The organism is Shewanella marinintestina (assembly GCF_023283845.1).
Taxonomy (GTDB): Bacteria; Pseudomonadota; Gammaproteobacteria; order Enterobacterales; family Shewanellaceae; genus Shewanella; species Shewanella marinintestina.
In genome coordinates, this window is the sequence record NZ_JAKILC010000025.1 from 13,207 (window position 1) to 32,396 (window position 19,190).

Sequence of the window (19,190 nt, forward strand, 5' to 3'; positions counted from 1 at the left end):
TGGCGTAAGGATGTAGATCAACAAGATGGGCAGAGTCGCGACCGTTAACCAAATTATTCCCTTCTCTTGTGTCGATGGACCAGGCAGCCGTCTGGTCATCTTCCTGCAAGGGTGTAACTTCAACTGCAAAAATTGCCACAACCCGTACACCATAGATATGTGCGACAGTTGCGGCGATTGCGTGGCTACCTGCCCAACGAGTGCCTTGTCACTGACTCACAACGCTCAAGGTAAGCCTAAGGTTGTGTGGGACAGTGAACTCTGCACTCATTGCGATACCTGTTTATCTACCTGCCCTAGACAATCTAGCCCTAAGACCCCCCAATACAGTGTGCCGCAGATGCTAGAGCTTATTCGCAAGCAAGTGCATTTTATTAATGGCATCACGGTCAGCGGCGGGGAAGCAACTCTGCAGCTGCCGTTTATCATTGAGCTGTTTAAAGCAATTAAAACCAGCGTAGATTTAGCCCATTTAAGTTGCATGATAGACAGTAACGGTTATGTTTCTGAAGGCGGCTGGCAACAAGTCATGCCTTATCTAGATGGCGCAATGATTGATTTAAAATCTTGGCAAGAACACACCCATCGCTACATTACCGGTCGTGACAACCATCGAGTATTCAGCAGTTTAAAGCTGCTTGTCGCAGCAGATAAGCTATACGAAATACGCCTACTGTATATTCCCAAAATCAGTGATATCGACACAGAGGTTAACGCCATAGCAGGCTATTTAACCCAGTTACCTGCGAGTGTTAGGGTAAAGCTTAATGCCTTTCAACATCATGGCGTCACCGGCGAAGCCCGTCAGTGGGAAACATGCAGTGAAGAAAAGATGCTTGAGTTAGCGGCACGGTTGACTGAACGTGGTGTGGCTAATCTTATATTACCCAATGTTTATTTGTAGGCTTTCTTCCCAGCCTAGTGTGGCGCTTTAGGTTAAAGCTCTGAACCTTTGGGTTGCTGGTTAATTTGGATCTATGAAGTAACTTGGTTCCAATGGCTTGCAGCCGGCGTTTTGATACGCGGTTCTAGCCAACGCGTTAACGCTAGGAAGAATCTACAGCGGTGAATCTTTAGGTTATTCGTTATTTGCATCCATAAACCAACTTCATACATTTATGGTTCCAATGGCTTGCAGCCGGCGTTTTGATATACGGTTCTAGCCTACGTATGAGGGCTCGGAAAAACCTACAGCGGCGAACCTCTAAGTTGCTAATACTTAGTTAGCATTTGATATAGCTTCCGACATCAGTGGTTCCAATGGCTTGCAGCCGGCGTATGTGCAGACACTTCTTAGGCACGCTGCAAGTACGTCCGTGTAAGCTCTACGATGGCATCCATGCCATCAAAGGCCTAAGCCGCATCTACACGAGGTTGGAAAAGCAGAGTAATTAGGCTAAGCGATACAACAAATAATCGTTGGGTTTAAACAGTATGCCTAACAAACATAACTACATAATATAAAAGATTTTATTGCCCAACAGCCTTATGATAAAGTCAAAATCCATCTGCGAATTGAGATAAGTACATGAGTGGTTTACCAAGAATTTTTATTGCGTCATCTTCTGAAAGTTATGAAGTAGCGTCAGCCTGCAATACTTGTATGGATAGAAAAGCCGAACCAACAATTTGGACACAGATTTTTGTTCCCGGTGGAACCACTCTACAGACCCTGACAGAAAAAGCAGCTAATGTTGATTTTGCTCTATTTATTTTTACACCTGACGATTTGACTGTTATGCGTGGTAAAGAAAAACCAACTGTCAGAGATAACGTATTATTTGAATTAGGTCTTTTTATTGGTGCTTTAGGGCAAGAGCGATGTTTTATTTTAAAACCAAGAGGCGAAGACCTCCACTTCCCAACGGACCTTCTAGGCATTAACACGCAGGATTATAATCCAAACAGATCTGACAGCGAGCTGGACTCAGCGGTAAATGCAGCTTGCTCTCAATTCATAAAGCAAATGGGAAAACTTGGTCACTTTCACAAAAAAGTTAAAGACTTTATCAATAACCCTAAAGTTCATAAGACTTATTCCCTTAATGAAGTATCCCTTAAGCTAATTAGCATATTATTATCTACAGCAACAACTAACGACTCCTTTGCTATGCATCAACTTCAGCATGAATGCAAAGGTATTCCAGAGCAAAAGCTACATATAGCAGTCCTCAAACTACTAAGAGCTGGCTTTATCGAAAAAGTGATCGAGTCAGACTGGAATGGTAATGAGTGGTTCGCTTATAACCTAACTACTGACGGAGTAGAATACGCGTTAGAAAACGAAGAACTATTCGATCAAATTAATGCCCCACAACCACAATATGGTCAATCACAACTAAAACCGAAACTTACGCCAGCTCAGCAAGCAGTCGAAGACAAAGCAATTTGGGACGATTGGTAAAATAGAAGCATATTTCTCTTTAACCAGAAACCTTTAACTAACGGCTACTTCATACTTAAAAGGAACACCTACTCCCCCATCGAAGTTGCCGAAATACGTAGATAAAAATGCCGTGGAACCATCATGGATGATGGTTCAGGCTCGGGGGGACATGGATGTCCCATCTGAGCCGTTAGGCGATTTTTATTGGAGTATGAGGATCAACAACTTCGTCGGGGCGGCAGGGGGGATCCAAGAGGGGATTGCTGTTGATCCCCTCTTGGCCGAGTGTGAGCTGGAAGCTCACGACCTTTATCAAACGAAGTTTGATTGCATAAGTCAGGCGTAGCCTGATAAGTGGCAAAGCCACGACTTTAATTGTTAGACGAAGTCTAACTTAAAGGTCAGACGTAGTCTGATAAACAAAGTTGTTAGACAACGTCTAACCATCAACCCAAAACGCAAAGCAAAAAAAAGCACCCCATTGGGATGCTTTTTTGTTTTACAGCCTAAGGTAAAACTCAACTTATTAGGCTTATCAAAGTTACCCGTGGGTAACTCAATGGGTATCCGATAATGTACTCAAGAGTCGGATTGAAAAGTAGTCCGGTCGAAGCTTCTAATAACAATGCCTCAGCTCTGTCGAATCCGGCCCAGCCAGCGGAGCTAGCTAATGTCGAACTCCCAGTCGATTGAGTCCTCGTTATATCAATGAACTCTCCGACCTAAACCGCTGAGTTCAAACTAGCAAGAAAACGTGACGCGTGTCAAACTTTTATTTGTTTGCGTTTAAAAACTACTCAAAGGCCACTTCAGGAGAGTTAGCTCTGTTAGTTAGCGTTAAAGCTAGCAACAGAAGAGTTATTCACTACAACGCCTCAGCCAGTCACTTGCAATGATTTTATCGACCGTTAAATCAAGCTAACTTTGTGCTGCAAAACCTTCATGGTAATGCACTTCACCCGCTGGCAAATCACCTTGCAATTGCAACGCTTGAAAATACTCCGCTGGCACACCGGCTAACACGAGTTCAGCCTTAGCTTTAAAACCAAAACGGCCGTAATAACTTGGCTCCCCAAGTACTACACAACCTGCCGCATTAAGGGCATTTAACTCATCTATGGCGGCCAGCATTAATGCTTTACCGATCCCTTTACCCTGCTCTGTTGGCAATACCGATATTGGGCCTAGGCCATACAAATGCTCAGCCCCATCACTAATCGTTACCGGAGAAATTGCCACGTGCCCCACAATCGCGTCACCCTCTTCGGCCACAAGCGATATCGATAATGCCCCAGCACTGCGCAGCGCTTTAACAATAAACTGTTCAGTATGATCTGTGTGCGGCGCTTCAAGAAATGCTGCGACGGTTACCGAATCTATAGCTTGTACGTCAGTCGCTTGTTCTTTACGAATATGAATAGTCATGACCAATCCCCTAGAAAACGTAATTAATTCAAAACCTATGTAGCGGTTTACTTTTGTTTTAACTTGCTAAAACGCTTGGCGCGCAAACTCAACTAACTGTTGTTGCAACCACCGCAGTGCTGGGTCATTCATACTTTGCTTGTGCCACACCAAACTATAAGCCACCTCACCATAATCCAGCGGCATAGCCTTAGTTACTAAGCCTTTGGCTTGAATAGCATTTTCAGCCCAACGCCGTGAGCAGGTAAACAGTAATTCACTGTGATGGCACAGTAATGCCGCACTACCAAAGTCGGCCACCGAAATTGGTACTGCGCGATTGCGCGACTGCTGGGCTAATTGCATCTCAAAAAAAGGCGTATTGAGGTCAGTATCGCTAATGCCAATATGACTAAAGCTGAGGTAGTCGTGGATCGACATCTGTTGTTGCTGTGCAAGTGGATGCTCTGGGTTCATCAAGCACACCATCTCGTCAGTAATCAAAGTTTGCCAAACCAATTCTTGCTGTGAAATTGGCGGCTGACTTCTATCATGAGGTAATACAATAAAATCTAAATTGCCTTTAACTAAACCGTCAAAACCAACGCTATCTTTAGCGCAAATATCGAAACGAATATTTGGCGCTAAACGCAATATATGCGCGCTAAATTTAGCGGCAAGTAGTTCAAAGGTACTCTCACGCATCGCCAATGAAAAACGGCCACTATACTCTGCAGGATTGAAAGCCTCTTGAGTCATCAACTGATTCATATCATTGATAATTTGATGCACACTCGGCCCGAGTCGCCTCGCTAATGGGGTTGCCACCAGCTTGTTACCGTGTCGATAAAACAACTCATCATCAAGGCTTTGCCTTAACTGGCTTAAAGTTTTACTCACCGAAGATGGACTTAAGCATAATCGCTCAGCACTGGCTGTAACGCTCAAGGTGTCGAGCATCACATGCAAGGTGATCAGATGTTTCATGCTGATCCGCGAGAGTTTGGCGAGATCCATTAATGAGCCTAAAAGCAGGTATCGATAGGCTGCAATATAGTAGTAAAGCTAGCAGCCGTATATTACCTGTTGCGATTATTACGAGCCGCCTCACGTAAGCACGCGATTGCATTGCCTTGTACGACCTGACTTGGCTATGATAGCTATTTTCCGCTTAGCAATTTTTACCGTATAATCTCGGCTCACTAATTTTTAGGCAGATCAGCATGTTTAATATCGCGCTTTACGAACCCGAAATCGCCCCAAATACGGGTAATATCATCCGCTTAATCGCTAACAACGGCTGCCACCTGCATTTGATTGAGCCATTAGGCTTCGATTTAGAAGATAAGAAGCTACGCCGCGCCGGTTTAGACTACGCCGATTTAGCCAATGTGACCCACCATAAAAACTTTGAAGCCTTCCTTGAAGCAATGGCTGGCAAACGCATTATGGCCTGCACGACTAAGGGCAGCCGACCGCACTCAGAGCTAACATTTAAGCAAGACGATGTATTGCTATTTGGCCCAGAAAGCCGCGGCTTGCCGGCAGATATCATCGATTCGATTCCAACTGAGCAGCGCCTACGCATCCCGATGATGTCTACTAGCCGCAGCTTAAACCTGTCGAATGCGGTAGCCATTATCAGCTATGAGGCTTGGCGTCAGCTAGATTACGCAGGCGTGTAAATCTTAGCTAAAAAAATACAGCCATAAATGTTCCAGACATTAAAAAGCCGCGATAATCGCGGCTTTTGGCTATTTAAGCTGATGTAAGCAATCTAAAACTTATGCTTATCCACCAAAACCTACATCGGTCATATTCACTTGCTTAACCTTGCCATGCTCTTGGGCTATCGGCGCAATCTTAGCGGCGTTACCTATGATGACAAACTGCAGGTTCTTTTTAGGGAAATAAGTATCAATTAAGCGCTTTGACTCTTCTAGCGTTAAGCCATCAACTTTAGCCTGAAACTCATTAATAAACGCATCGTCAAAACCATATAAATACATATCAGACATTAGCCCTGCAAGCTGACCACTGGTCTCGTACTTAGGCGGGAACTGCCCTTTAACGTAGGCTTTAGCCGAGTCTAGGGTGACTTGATCTAAGCCCTGCTCCCACAGTCTTGCATAAGTTTTTAAGGCTAGATCGATAGTTTCCTTAGTGGTCGCCGTTTGGGTAAAGGTACTGATTTTAAAGGTACCAGAGGCCGAGTAAGGGGTAAAACCTGAGCGTGCACCATAGGTCAAACCGGCATTGACTCGCAGTTCATCATTAAGCCATGAGGTGAAGCGACCACCCAGCACCGTATTGATCACGGTTAGGCCAACATAGTCAGGATTGTCACGGCTAATGCCCATGCCACCGACTAAAAACGTGGTTTCAATCGCATCAGGCTTGTCGACTAACAACACTTCGGCAGCATCTAGCTTAGGCAAACCTTTTGATAAGTCGATAAGCGCAGCGGGCTCGGTATCTTGCCAGTCAACGAATAAGCTTTCTAACTTAGCTTGCATCTTTGCTGGTTCAAAATCACCAACAATACTAATAGCAGTATTTGATGGCTGATAGAAACTCTTATGGAAAGCGCGCAGCTGATTTACCGTTAACTCAGATAATGAATCACGGTTACCCGATGTCGCATTCGCGTAGGGATGGTCGCCAAAAATCAGCTTGTCGTAGTAACGACTAATCACCGCTCGCGGACTCTCTTTTGCTTGCGATAGTCCGGCGATTTCGCGTTGGCGTAATTTATCAAACTCGGTGGCATCAAAGTCCGGCGCAACCAGCATGTCTTTAATTAGCGGCAACATTTTATCAGCGTCTTTTGCCATAAAATTACTGCTAATAAAGCTACCTTCTTTACCTGCACCACTGCTTAAGCTCGCACCTAAGAAGTCAATTTCTTGCTCAATTTCAAGCTTAGTCTTGCCCGCGGCGCCTAGCATCAAACCAGCAGCGGTCATCTCTGCAACACCAGAAGTTGTATCGTTAACGGCACCAACTCGTACTGTGGCATCTATGGTAATGAGTGGCACTTCACGTTGCGGCATCATATACACAGTTAAGCCGTTAGAAAGCTTAACCTGTTGATAAGCTGGAACACTAAAGCTACCAGTATCAATGGTTGTTGGTGCTTGCGTCGTTGCACAACCAGATAAAGCTAACGCGCCCGCAACGGCGATTGCCGTGAGCAGCTGCTTAGGTTGCTGTAACGTTCTGCCGCTTAAGGTTGAATATAAGGTCTTCATTGGTCAGCCTCCTCTTCTGCAGCCAGCACAGCAACGGTGCGATTTGAACGTTTTAGGTAAGTTTGTGCCACACGCTGAATGTCTGCAGGCGTCACCTTGTTATAAGCCTCTGGCGCGTTAAATAACTTGTCGTAACTGCCAAAAAATAGCTCATAAGTACCAATCGTATTGGCTTTACCATTAATAGTCTCCATCGCACGGTAAAAGCCCATCAGCTTAATGTTTTTAACCTTTTCAAGCTCAGCTTCTGTCACACCTTGTTGTGAAATTCGATTGATTTCACTAATCATTGCATCTTCAAGTTCAGGTGCTGTTACCCCTGGGTTTGCCACCCCCATAACGTAAAATAAGTTAGGGTCAAACGACATAGGCATATAAGTATCGACCTCGATGGCAACTTGCTTATCTACTAAGCCTTGATACATACGTGAGCTGTTGCCTGTGGTTAATATCGATGCCAATAGATCCAGCGCATAGTAGTCGCTATTTGATGTAGCTGGTACGTGGTAACCCAACATTACATTTGGCGTGCTCACTGAGGCTTTTTGCACAAATACGCGGCGCTCACCTTTTTGTAGCGGCTCAACGGTCTTCACCTCTCTTGGCGGTGCTTGTGCCGGAATTGGAGCAAAGTATTTATTGGCGAGCTTTTTCACTTCGGCCAGCTTTACATCACCTGCAATCACCACGACGGCATTGTTCGGCGCGTAGTACGTTTTATGGTATTGAGTTAAATCATCTAAGGTCCAAGCCTCAATATCTGACTCATGGCCAATCACCGACCAGCTATAAGGGTGCGCTCTAAATGCCGCTCCTTTTAGCTCTTCTTGGATCACTCGCCAGTTAGAATTTTCCAGCCCTGTTAAACGCTCTGATGCAACCACACCGCGCTCACTTTCCACCATCTGCTCATTAATATCGAGGTTTTCAATTCTATCGGCTTCAAGATCAAAAATAGTTTCAATGGCATTGGCTGGGAACCAATCGGTATACACTGTTAAGTTTTCGGTAGTGTAGGCATTGTTTGCACCACCGGCCGCTTCCATAGTGCGGTCAAACATCTTTGGGCCATACTTCTTAGAGCCGTTAAACATCATATGCTCGAAAAAGTGTGAGATCCCAGTGATCCCCGGAACTTCATTCCGTGAACCAACCTTCCAGAAAAGGTACATGTTGGCGTTAGGGATTGAACTGTCCTCTAACACCATAATCTTCATGCCATTGTCCAAAGTGAAACTTTGAATATCTGTGGCTTCTGTGGCTTGTGCCATCGGCATTGCCAGCAGCATGCCTAGGCTTAAAAATAATGCCTTGGTATAGCGCTTCATTATTCGCTCCTTGTTTAATCGCAACCAGTATAAGAAGTTGTGCTAGTCAACGTTTTATACTGATTGTTATAAGCACTCTTGTTATATGCTGATTTTTATAGCCACAATATAACCAAAACTCGGCTTTCGGCTATAAATCATAGCGATTCTCACTATGAATTCCGCCCCCATCAAAAAGCAAATGGCGATGAAAATCAAATTAATGACAGCAAATATTTGTAACCCTAGGTAAACATGGCTTAACAAAGCTGTAATGACGTTTTGTTAGCAAGGGTTTTATGCTAGTTTCTAATTCTGTTCCGCGAGAGGTAGGCCGCTTATGCAGTCAGAAAAGGACTTCAATACATTAGATACGCTCAACTGCAACACAGACGTACATTTGCAGTTACTCACTCCCACTCAGACCATACGTTTGCGTAGCCGTTTAATCGGCGTCGATCCCGGGCGCTCGGTAATTTTAACCTTAGGTAACGATAAGAGCTGGCAAACCGCTAACCCATATATCCGGGAAAGACAGAGCGTAGTGATCCGCGTGGTCAATAGCGATGAGCAAGATGCTAACATTTTAGCGTTTCGCAGCACGATTCAAAAAGTCGTCAGCGAGACTGGGCAATGGTTAATCATCACCTACCCCAAAGAGCTGCAAACCGTATCTTTAAGACAACACTCTCGTGTACCTATAAATATCAAAGCTAGCCTAATTTCGGCAGATGCTAGCGATGTAGTGTTGAGCGGGCATTTGAAGGATATTTCAATCAAAGGCGGTGCTTTTGCCGGTGATGCTAGAACAGACTTTGTTATAGATAGTCAGTTTCGTCTTAAAATTGAGCTCGATGATGAAGTTAAAACTATTGCTGTGATCCTAAAAAATCAGCAATTAGAAGCGCAAACCGGGCTAGCCCAATATGGTTTTATCATTGATGCTAGCGCTGAAGAAACCGAAGATTTAGTGCAAAAAGTGGTACTACAGCACTTAAACAGCTAACAGAATAGCGCAGCAGTCACCCGATAAACGAATCCATCACTGCTGCGATACCTTAATTACCGCGCAAGAAACACCTGCTCAATGTGATGTAACAACTTAGGTGATTTAAGCTCAGTTTCTCCAGTCATTAAAAAGGAGAAATTTTCAGCAATAATCTCTTCAGGATGAATAATATAATTGGTATTGCGGCCAATCTGTTTAAAGAATCCTTTTAACTCTGAAACTTTTACAATTTGAGCATTGTCAGGGTCATAAATATTAGTGCTCGCTTGCTCAGAATCCCCAACAATAACAAAGTTAAACTCAAGATAGTCAAAGAACTCACCGCCTTTTTCTAGGCTATATTGCGGCTCTGCAGAATAAAGAATCGGTACTGCCCAAACCATATTGCCTTGATAACTCACTTGAATTGCAAAGTTATTAATAGGTGCATCAGGGTTAGTAATTTTTTGTTTCAACAGGTCGCTAGGAAAAGCAATTTCACCAACCGGATAAAAGCCAATTGCTTGATACAGCTTTTGTTTTACCTCTGGGTTAAAGCGCGAAAATATATGCAGTATTTCATGGGCAACCAAACCTGGGAGGCCGTCAGCATGACTTAACTGCTTTTGCTGCAAAATAATAGCCTGACCGCGAGTATAAGCCGCGCCGCCCTCTTCTAGGCCAGAGGTTTTAATAAACTGAATCGGCTTAGGTAAAGACACATTTAACTGTTTAAGTTTAGGTAATATTTTACCATACGCTTGCTCCACCGCTATTCGTTCTTGCTCGCTCCAATCTAAAGTTTGGCTAGCAACAAAAGCTAAGTATTCCGCTTTGCTTGGGCTGTCTGCACGCTTCATGCGTGACGCCATATCAAATTGGCTAATACCACCAACAAAATCATCCTCTTGAGTTAATACAGTTGCAGCATCAACCTTATTAAGAAATGCTATTGAATCGCTGGTAGCTGCTAAGCTGGTACCCGATAATGAGATACTCAAACAAAACCACATGCCATAGATAAGTGTCGATACTGTCGCTTTCATACTACTCATTCCTTTGTTCATATTTTGCCAAACACTTTAGTCACAAGCTGGCAGTGCTATCAAGCGCTTTTAACACTTAGTAAATAACACCACATCATTGCCTAACACTTCTAATGACCAGTTATATTGCTGCGCTATCCACTCAAAAGTTTCAGTCGAGTAGAAATTAATATGGGTTAAATCGTTTTTATAGTGCCACTTGCTAAATGCTGCTTGATCACTGACACGCTTAGTCATAATTAACATCAATGAACCGGGTTTTAATAGGTTATCGAGTGTCGTTAACAGCGCTTTGGCATCAGCTACATGTTCTATGACTTCCGTCATAGTGACAAAATCATATTGGCGTGTGAGCTTTTCAGGCTGGTTAAAGTAGTAAAGATCATAGTTATCAACTTTAACCCCTTGCTCTGCTGCCATAACACTAATGGTAGGGCCTGGGCCGCAGCCAAAATCTAGGCCCTGACTGTTAGCGTTCACTCGCGCTAAAATAGGATCAACTGCACGTGACAAAAACTGCCGATAACCTAAGTCCTCGGCATTATTTTGGTGCTGATCGTAAATCGCTTTTTCATCTGTAGTACTCAATAGAAACTCACTCGGCACGCTGACTAATAAGCAGTGGCCACAACGCATATAACGTCTAAATTTATCTTGATGAAAAGCGACTAAACTATGCTGCTGGCATAAAGGACAATGACTCAAAAGATATTCCTACTATCACTCAACTGGTAATTACCAATTTGAAACAACTTAAAACGGCTTAGGTATTTTACGTTGTTTATTGGCCGCTTCTCGCGCTTCGCGTAAATATTTTTCTTCTCGCGATTCTCGTTGCTTAAATTGTTGCTGTGCTTTTTCTATTTGATCGTTTTCCCAATCACCATGCTGTTGTCGTTTCAATACATCTGCTTCTCGTTGCGTCCTTTGCTCAGCTGCATCACGGGCCTTTTGTAACTGTTCTTGTTCAACTTGTTGCTTTACCTGCTCAGCTTGCTGCGACAAAGAGTCAGCGCGCTTTTGGGTCGGGTCATCACTAGCAATTACCGCAAAACTACTCAATGCAGCAACTAGCAAAATAAGTGGATGACTAATCTTTACAAATATATTCATGGTTAACCTTTTCCTTGTTACCTAGCATCACAGGTTTCTATTTTTCCGATAGCGCCAGAATCCAATATTCTTTATTTGATTATAATTGAAGCAGCGCTTTAAAATAACTGCTGCGATAACCGTTTAGCGGTTAAGTTAACGACAAGTGACTATTAATTTTGGCGTTGTCGCAATATTTTCAAATTAATGTTCTCTAGATTCAATTTTGTTACATCTTAATTGTGCAAAGCGTCAAATAAAGGTATTTTTGACGCTTAATTATTAAAACTCCATCGAATTGATGATTTTTAAATCAATATTTGCGTTATTTTTCAACTGAATAATGTCATGCCAAAAGGGAAGAGTGTATGAGTGCGTCAATGTGGTCCAAACTATACTCCCGTGTAACGGCCACAGATCCGACATTACTAGAGCAACTCAAGCTTGCGCAGACCACTGCGGAATCTCCAGCATTAGCCATTATTCAAGGGCAACAATTTATTGCTGCCAACACTTCTACTCTTAATTACTTTGAGAGCCAAGAACAAAACTTTCTGCATGCAACGCCATTCGACTTTTCGCCACGCATTCAATCCTCGGGTAAGAGTAGCGTTGAATATGGCCAGCAGATGCTAAAAAAAGCAGCTAAAGGAGAAACCCTTTCTTTTAGCTGGCTACACATGAGTCAACAAGGTAAAGAGCTGCCAACCATGCTCACCTTACACCCTGCAGAATTAGACGACACCCCGATAACCGTAATCTCTTTCCAGCCGATGGATAGACGTAAACGTACTCGAAAAAAGATCAGTAACGGCTTTGAAACCTTACCTAAAGAGCTAATGTCAGTAACGCTTGAAGACAGTGCTGAAGCCGTTTATATCACAGATGAGCATGATCAGATCTTGGCAGTTAATAAAGCCATGTGTCGCATTTGCGGTTACAGCGCTGAGCACTTACTGAATAAGAAACCAGCCGATCTTAATCTTGAGCTAAGCAAATCAAATAACAGCTCAACGAGCCAACGTAGCTGGCAGGGAGAAGTGTGGAAGTGTCGCTCTGATGGTTCTACTTTTCCAGCATGGCAAAGTTGCCGCCGTATATACGCCGATGAGCAAGTTTTTTACGTCAACTTGTTTAGTGATATCAGCGAGAAAAAAGCCCTTGAAGCCAAGCTCACTCAACAAGCCATGTACGACAGGTTAACTGGCCTGCCAAATCGCTTTCATTTAATCAAAATACTCAATAAAGCGATTAGCAATATTAAGCAATCTCCGGGCTTGATGGGAGCGTTGATGTTTTTAGACCTTAACGGATTTAAAAACATTAACGACAGCTTTGGTCACTCAACTGGCGATAAAGTTTTGCAGCTGGTCGCTGCGCGCTTAGAAGCTTGTTGTATTGAAAATGCGGAAATTGCTCGCCTCGGTGGTGATGAATTTACATTAGTCCTGCCAGAGTGCCGCACAACCGAAGAGATAGAAGCTTTTTCTGAGTTGGTTTTATCGTTATTTGAAGCACCATTCGAAATCAATGGTCAAAAATTTTACCTTGGTACCAGCATAGGGATCTCTCTGTTTCCACAACAAAGTGATGAACCAAATCAATTATTGAGCATGGCAGATACAGCTATGTATTCCGCTAAGAACAGCCCTAGCCATATTCGTTTTTATAATGCGACGATTCGTGAAGCTGCTGAAGAGAAACTACATATACTCAATGACTTACGCCACGCACAAAGCCTAAGACAATTTAGCCTAGTGTACCAAAGTGTGGTAGATCTTGAATCTAACGCTCTTGTTGCCGTGGAAGCTTTATTACGCTGGCAGCGTAATAATGGCGAGATGATAGAAGCCCATGATTTCTTAGCTTTTTTGGAAGAAACAGGCTCTATGGTCAGTGTTGGTCAATGGGTTTTAGAGCAAGCATGCTTACAGATGGTCCAGTGGCATAAAGAGTTTAATTCAACGCTTAAAATTAGTGTTAATATTTCAGCTTCTCAGCTAGAGCATCCGGATTTTATTAGTATGGTTCGCGATACCTTAGATCGCACACAGTTGCCAGCAGACGCGTTAGTGATTGAAGTAACAGAAAGCGCTCTAATTCGACGTCCTGCGCTAATAACTAAGGTATTAAATCAATTAAAGTCGATGAATATCAGCATCGCAATTGATGACTTTGGTGCCGGATTATCATCGCTAAGTAGACTTAGTAGTTTACCTATAGATGCACTAAAAATTGACTCTGGTTTTGCTCAAGCTTTAGATAGCCCACAAGGGCAAAAACTCTGCAAAGCCGTGATTCAATTGGCGCAAACATTAGATATCTGCTTTATCGTTGAGGGAATTGAAAACCAACATCAGCGCGATACGCTGCTAACTATCGGCAAGGGTATGGGACAAGGTTTTTATTTCGGTAAGCCTTTAAAAGCAAAGACATTTTCATTACAAATATTAACCCATGCAGAACAACTGTCTTTAGCTAGCTGTAACGTCTAACAAGACTGAATAGAAGCGCAACTACGCCAAGCACACCGAATAGGTTATTCAGTATCGCTCCCTGCAAAAGCTTGTGCCGGCGTAGCTACTCCTATCATCTTTAGATGACAAAAGTATTAGACCTCATTGGGTAAAAAATTTGCGTGATTTCGACGAGATTTCCTCAATCAATTACCAATACAAATCACAAAAGTCCACATTCAATTAGATGTTTTACAGCAGGCAAAGGTCATTATCAGCAAAGCTCATATTTCTAACGATATCGCGCTCTAACCTCTGCAGGCATTGATGCTAATCTTTGTTCAACCATTGCACTTAATGCATTGGTTAATGGAGTGATATCTTGCGTGTTATCAATCGCTTTAATCATCATAGCTGCAGCCTCTAAAGTCGATAAGCTATCACTGCGGCTCGCCTTACGTATGGTGTAATTTGAAGCAGAATCCAGGTCAAGGTGTAAGGCTGGATAATCCTGTAACCAAGGGTTCAGTTGCAGTAATTTATAGGCCTTTCGCCAAGTGCCATCCAAGAAAAGCAGTACAACGTCTTGCGCTATCTGAGTCTCGTTTGCCGATACGCTATTATCTGATGGATAAACTAAATAAACAGGCTTGTTAGACAGGGCTAATTGCTCGCGCAAGCCTGCAAAATCATCGGCTGTCTCACCTACTACGACTTGAGTATTAGCAATAACCAACTCCATCAAACGCACACTATTTTTTGCATGCCCCACTTCGCTAGGATCCTGCAAAATAATCAGCTTAGGTTTGATTTGCATAGTTTGAATATTTGCACACAAACACGCATTTTGCGGGTAGTGACAGTTTGGGCAATTAGGACGGGACACAGAACCTCAATAAAGTACTTTATGGTAAGCGGTAGAAGTTTAGCTGAGCGGGCCAAGGTACTGCAATGCAAAATAAAAAAAGCCTGCCTAGATGGTTAGTCTATGCAGGCTAAGGGTGTTTCAGGTTGAAACGAATCTAACTTTTAATCAAAATCTTACTAATGGGCATGCTGCTCTTGATGCCAATGATCTAACTTCGGCATTGCCATCATCGCAAGTAAAGCAATAGCTAATCCCCCCATCAAAAATGCAACTGCGTAAGGTGCTGGCAGACTGGTTTGCTGTATCAAAGCGGTCAGTAATGACGCGCCACTCATTTGAATGAAGCCCAACATAGCCGTCGCAGTTCCCGCTCTTTCACCAAAAGCTGACAGTGCCATACTTGTTGCTGGGCCAAGTAATAGCGCAAAACCAATACAAAGCAGCATCATAGGCAACATAAAGCTAAATGCAGCCATCATGCCCGTTTGTGGGCCCACTGTTTGCACAATAACTTGTGTCGCAGCAGAGGCTAACATCAAGGTTAACGCAGCAATCACTGTAGGACGGTTACCCAACTTTTTAATCACCAAAGGCGCAGTAAAACAAGCAACAATATTCACAGCCGCATTTAATCCAAATAGACCACTAAACGTCAGCTCTGACACCCCTAAATTCTCAATTAACCAAACTGGCGCGTAAGATACGTAACTTAAAATTGCTGCCATGCCAGCCATACAAGCAAGTGCATAAAACACAAAGTGTGGTTCAGTAATCACCGGCTTATAACGAGCCCAACGATAAAGTGGCCCATCACTAACAGTATTTTGTGGACGAGTTTCTGGTAGACGCAGACTCACTAGCATTAAAACAACAAAACCATATAGCGCCATAAACACGAAAGTAGAACGCCAGCCAAACTGCAGCGCTAACAAGCCACCCAAAGTAGGGGCTAAAGCAGGAATAATACAGATCATGCCATTTAGATAACTGTAATAACGTGCGCCCTCCTTTGGAGAAAAACAGTCTCTCACAGCGCTAAACACCACAATCGAAGTTGAGCATGCCGCTAACCCTTGCATCACCCGCGCAATTTGAAGCCAATGGAACTCCACTGCCACTGCTGCTAACACACTACTAATCATGTAGAAAATGATGCCGCCTATCGCGACAGGACGACGACCGTAACGATCCGCTAGCGGGCCAATAAGCAATTGACCTGTACCCATAGCAAATAAAAACAGCACTAACGTTGACTGAATTTCGCTAGCAGACACAGCAAATTCTGCCGCCATTGTAGGCATGGAAGGAAGGTATATATCGATAGCCAATGGGCTTAAAATCACCATTGGCAATAAAATGGGTAACAAACTGCGACGCATTATCTTTCTCTGTATTTGGAAAACAGCGCTATAGTAATCAAACTATGGTATGAACAGAAATGATATTATTTCCGTTATGAATTTCCACTGAGGAATATCTTTGAAACTCGACAACCTCGCACGCATCGATCTTAATCTATTAGTTATTTTACAAGTACTTCTAGAAGAGGAGAGCGTAACCCGAGCAGCAAGCCGCTTACATGTCAGTCAGTCGGCCCTCAGCAAGAGCTTAAACCGTTTACGTGAAACCTTAGGCGATCCGCTTTTTTTACGCACTGCTCATGGTTTAAAACCCACAGCTCATGCCGTGCAGCTAGGTAAACTGCTACCACAAAGCTTGCAAGGTTTATATCAGCTAACCCTGCCGCCTAATTTTACACCACATAACAGCACTCGCCAGTTTTCGTTTGCTATGGTGGAAAGCGCTTATGAAACCTTGATCCCCTATTTTATAGGTACCTTGCTTGAGCGTGCGCCGAACTTAAAGCTCGACAGTTTTGGCTGGAACGAACACTCAATACAAGCCTTACAGCAAGGCCAACTAGACTTTGGCATTTCAGGGCGAGAACTACACCCACAAGCCGCTTTTCAAGTCGATAGGCTACCAGAAGGAATTGCTCACCAAACCTTATTTACCGACCACCAAGTTTGCTTAGTGCGCCAAGACCACCCAATCATTTCAACCGTTGCAGCAGGTCATTGGGATCTAGATATATATTTGGAAATGTCACATGTGCAGGTGCGCTGTGAAGGTAATGACTGGTGGGCGCTAGACTACCACTTAGCCGATTTAGGTCACCATCGCCGCCTAAGCACCACTGTGCCTGACTTTTATGGAGCAGCGAGTGTTTGTGCCCATAGCGATCTTATTTTCACCCTACCATCGAGTTTTGCTCAACACGCACAAAAGCTCTATCCGTTAGTTGAACTACCATTACCTTTTGAATTTATTCCGCTAGCATATGTGTTGCTGTGGCATGAACGAAATGCAGATGATCCGGGACATCGCTGGGTTAAAGAGATCATTTGTGAAAGTGTCGCCAATGCTTTCTCAAGCCACAAATCGCTACCAGCTTGATTAAGATGAAGCTTTATTAACGTGATCTTCGATTAATAACTCGGCAATATACTATTTAACCGTTAGCACAAGCAGCACCAATTAAAGACCTGTCAGTATTAATGACACTGCCATTCAGTCTGCATTCATCCTTTTGGTGTAAGCTAGCATTAAGATATTTGGGAGAACTTATGATTTATAGCCAATTTCAACACAATCCGATGAATAACCGATTCTCTGGCACTCGTGGCTGGTTAGCATTTGTTATCGGCTTAGCCTTTATGACGCTAGCACTTGTCGCCTTACCGTTTTTACTGCTATTTGGCGCCATTACTTTTGTTGCTCTAAGTCTATTTGGACGCGTATTTTTGAAGCGCCAGCTCGCTCGTTTTCAAAAACAGCAAGCAAACCAAGAGTTTCATCATCAAGAAGAATTTCAAGAGACTATTTTTAAAGAGTCTACTCGAGCAGCTCCTAAACAGGGTCGTACATTTGAGCACAACCCAAACGAACCTGTTTAACGCGAGTATCAGTCGTTAAGCTTGAGAGCTGATGCGTTGAGAGGCCTAGAAAGTAAGGCCTCAAAACGTGTCCATTTATCAGCAGTCGTCTGCGCCTTTGTCTCAACCCAAGCCGCTACGGCATCCTCCCCGACGTTATAATTAATCACGTATGAGCGGTTACGCTCAAAAAATCTCACACGCTGTTTTGCACGTGCTTGCGGGTACAAAGCGCCTTCAATCAGCATACTTTCAGCCATCTCAGTATCAATCAACTTGTCCGTTAAACATTGGTTTACGTGGTTTTCGTAATAGCTGAGCTTCTTCACTTGTTTTAATACTTGGTGAAATAGTGCTAAATCGCCTTCCAGCCCTGCTAATGGCATCAACACATCACGCTCAAACTCCAGTACTTCAGCATCAGTCATAATCAAACTTAACGCGTAATTAGCACTGCCCTCTGACAGGTACGAGATAGGGCTGTACAACGGGTAGATGGCATATTCTAACCACTGCTTAGCCTTTACCAACCTTTGCTCTTGCAGCACATTAAATACATGGTGTCCAGGATACCCCTCATGGGACGCCAGCTCTAAATAACGTTCAATACCTAAAGGCTGATCTTGATTTAACTGGATAAGGCTATGTGCATCCCCTTTGTACCAATTATAAGCCGTCCAAACCTTGTCATTGACATACTCAATCTCAAAGCTTTCCTCGACGGGTAAATCCATATGCTTGCTTGTCAGCTTTCGTGCAATATTCACTGATGCTGTAAATACCGCGGCAGCCTTATCTTTTGGCACAATGAATTGCGCTTTAAACTCGTTATAACGATCGCTTAGTGCGCCTTCGCCTGGCAATAAAGCATCTATTTCGATAAGTACTTGTTGGTGCTCTGCTAATGAGTATGGTGGGAGCTTACAGTCATACAAAGCCTCTGCTTCAGCGGTAAAGCTTAACTGGCTACCTTGTAAAATTGTGAGATAAGCTGCAATTGAATGCCATTGTGTTTTTAAAAATTGATAACGCAGCTTAAGGTCTGCTGCAATAATTTGCGCAGCAAGCACTGAAAGCCACTCTGTTCCTGCTTGATGCTGAGCTTGCAACTCGCTAAGAGGCTGCCAAAACGTGTCTTTTCGCCACTGTACGGGCCCGTAATAAGCGTCTACATAATAACAATCATGCTGTCCAACAGCTAAAACCAACTTGATATAACGCTCTGCAAACTGATTTAGTTGTTCTTCCTGTGCCTGATACGTTAACCGTGAATTGCTTTCTTGTGCGGTATTTAAGTTTGGCAAATGCACTCCTAATCGTTAGCAAAGAATCAAATTGAGCAAATACTAACTCAAAGTATACATTATACAATTGTGAGAGTCGATGTGGTTAACGAACAGGAAAAAGGAACTACCCTGTAAAATTAAGGTGTGCGTACTGAGGGGATAAGGGACTT

18 protein-coding genes are annotated in these 19,190 nt (G+C 43.4%); 8 read left to right on the forward strand and 10 right to left on the reverse strand.

Annotation, left to right across the window (positions count from 1 at the left end; translation table 11 throughout):
- Positions 1 to 25: 25 nt before the first annotated feature.
- From L2747_RS19805 to L2747_RS19815, 3 genes are all read left to right on the forward strand, one after another.
- Complete coding sequence (locus L2747_RS19805) at positions 26 to 904, forward strand: YjjW family glycine radical enzyme activase (RefSeq protein ID WP_249000696.1); 879 nt, start codon at positions 26 to 28, stop codon at positions 902 to 904.
- 624 nt (positions 905 to 1,528) lie between these two features.
- Positions 1,529 to 2,404 (forward strand): TIR domain-containing protein, encoded by an 876-nt coding sequence (locus L2747_RS19810; protein WP_249000697.1) that lies wholly within the window; start codon positions 1,529 to 1,531, stop codon positions 2,402 to 2,404.
- Between the two features lie 151 nt (positions 2,405 to 2,555).
- The gene (locus L2747_RS19815; protein WP_249000698.1) at positions 2,556 to 2,732 is read left to right on the forward strand and encodes a hypothetical protein; all 177 of its coding nucleotides are present in this window, start codon (positions 2,556 to 2,558) and stop codon (positions 2,730 to 2,732) included.
- A 572-nt stretch (positions 2,733 to 3,304) separates the two neighbouring features.
- Here the strand turns inward: L2747_RS19815 and L2747_RS19820 are convergent.
- Together L2747_RS19820 and L2747_RS19825 are read right to left on the reverse strand one after the other, a co-directional pair.
- The gene (locus tag L2747_RS19820; RefSeq protein ID WP_249000699.1) at positions 3,305 to 3,811 is read right to left on the reverse strand and encodes a GNAT family N-acetyltransferase; all 507 of its coding nucleotides are present in this window, start codon (positions 3,809 to 3,811) and stop codon (positions 3,305 to 3,307) included.
- Positions 3,812 to 3,877: 66 nt separating this feature from the next.
- Positions 3,878 to 4,807 (reverse strand): LysR family transcriptional regulator, encoded by a 930-nt coding sequence (locus tag L2747_RS19825; protein ID WP_249000700.1) that lies wholly within the window; start codon positions 4,805 to 4,807, stop codon positions 3,878 to 3,880.
- Positions 4,808 to 5,013: 206 nt separating this feature from the next.
- On the opposite strand from L2747_RS19825, the gene trmL reads away from it, so the two are divergent.
- Positions 5,014 to 5,475, forward strand: a complete 462-nt coding sequence (gene trmL, locus L2747_RS19830; protein ID WP_249000701.1) for a tRNA (uridine(34)/cytosine(34)/5-carboxymethylaminomethyluridine(34)-2'-O)-methyltransferase TrmL — start codon at positions 5,014 to 5,016, stop codon at positions 5,473 to 5,475.
- 105 nt (positions 5,476 to 5,580) lie between these two features.
- Here trmL and L2747_RS19835 read toward each other — a convergent pair whose 3' ends face one another.
- Positions 5,581 to 7,041 (reverse strand): M16 family metallopeptidase, encoded by a 1,461-nt coding sequence (locus L2747_RS19835; RefSeq protein ID WP_249000702.1) that lies wholly within the window; start codon positions 7,039 to 7,041, stop codon positions 5,581 to 5,583.
- Complete coding sequence (locus L2747_RS19840) at positions 7,038 to 8,369, reverse strand: M16 family metallopeptidase (protein WP_249000703.1); 1,332 nt, start codon at positions 8,367 to 8,369, stop codon at positions 7,038 to 7,040. The genes L2747_RS19835 and L2747_RS19840 overlap by 4 nt, the downstream gene beginning before the upstream one ends.
- Positions 8,370 to 8,688: 319 nt before the next feature.
- On the opposite strand from L2747_RS19840, the gene L2747_RS19845 reads away from it, so the two are divergent.
- Positions 8,689 to 9,354 carry a flagellar brake protein gene (locus L2747_RS19845; protein WP_249000704.1) on the forward strand — a complete coding sequence of 222 codons (666 nt, stop codon included), beginning with the start codon at positions 8,689 to 8,691 and terminating at the stop codon, positions 9,352 to 9,354.
- Between the two features lie 56 nt (positions 9,355 to 9,410).
- On the opposite strand, the gene L2747_RS19850 is transcribed toward L2747_RS19845, so the two are convergent.
- From L2747_RS19850 to L2747_RS19860, 3 genes are all read right to left on the reverse strand, one after another.
- Positions 9,411 to 10,382, reverse strand: a complete 972-nt coding sequence (locus tag L2747_RS19850) for a hypothetical protein (RefSeq protein WP_249000705.1) — start codon at positions 10,380 to 10,382, stop codon at positions 9,411 to 9,413.
- A gap of 69 nt (positions 10,383 to 10,451) precedes the next feature.
- A complete protein-coding gene (locus L2747_RS19855) occupies positions 10,452 to 11,087 on the reverse strand; it encodes a class I SAM-dependent methyltransferase (protein WP_249000706.1) in 636 nt (211 codons plus the stop codon).
- Positions 11,088 to 11,135: 48 nt separating this feature from the next.
- Positions 11,136 to 11,495: a hypothetical protein gene (locus L2747_RS19860; RefSeq protein WP_249000707.1), complete on the reverse strand. Its 360-nt coding sequence runs from the start codon at positions 11,493 to 11,495 to the stop codon at positions 11,136 to 11,138.
- A gap of 347 nt (positions 11,496 to 11,842) precedes the next feature.
- On the opposite strand from L2747_RS19860, the gene L2747_RS19865 reads away from it, so the two are divergent.
- Positions 11,843 to 13,969, forward strand: a complete 2,127-nt coding sequence (locus L2747_RS19865) for an EAL domain-containing protein (protein ID WP_249000708.1) — start codon at positions 11,843 to 11,845, stop codon at positions 13,967 to 13,969.
- A 253-nt stretch (positions 13,970 to 14,222) separates the two neighbouring features.
- Here the strand turns inward: L2747_RS19865 and L2747_RS19870 are convergent, their stop codons facing one another.
- Together L2747_RS19870 and L2747_RS19875 are read right to left on the reverse strand one after the other, a co-directional pair.
- A complete protein-coding gene (locus tag L2747_RS19870) occupies positions 14,223 to 14,816 on the reverse strand; it encodes a tRNA-uridine aminocarboxypropyltransferase (RefSeq protein WP_249000709.1) in 594 nt (197 codons plus the stop codon).
- Between the two features lie 158 nt (positions 14,817 to 14,974).
- Positions 14,975 to 16,177, reverse strand: coding sequence for a multidrug effflux MFS transporter (locus tag L2747_RS19875; protein ID WP_249000710.1), 1,203 nt, complete (start codon positions 16,175 to 16,177; stop codon positions 14,975 to 14,977).
- A 100-nt stretch (positions 16,178 to 16,277) separates the two neighbouring features.
- Between L2747_RS19875 and L2747_RS19880 the strand changes: the two genes are divergently transcribed.
- Together L2747_RS19880 and L2747_RS19885 are read left to right on the forward strand one after the other, a co-directional pair.
- A complete protein-coding gene (locus L2747_RS19880; protein ID WP_249000711.1) occupies positions 16,278 to 17,255 on the forward strand; it encodes a LysR substrate-binding domain-containing protein in 978 nt (325 codons plus the stop codon).
- 170 nt (positions 17,256 to 17,425) lie between these two features.
- Entirely contained in the window at positions 17,426 to 17,755 is a 330-nt protein-coding gene (locus L2747_RS19885; RefSeq protein WP_249000712.1) for a hypothetical protein, read from the forward strand.
- Positions 17,756 to 17,763: 8 nt separating this feature from the next.
- Here L2747_RS19885 and L2747_RS19890 read toward each other — a convergent pair whose 3' ends face one another.
- Complete coding sequence (locus tag L2747_RS19890) at positions 17,764 to 19,038, reverse strand: hypothetical protein (RefSeq protein WP_249000713.1); 1,275 nt, start codon at positions 19,036 to 19,038, stop codon at positions 17,764 to 17,766.
- Between the last annotated feature and the right edge of the window lie 152 nt (positions 19,039 to 19,190).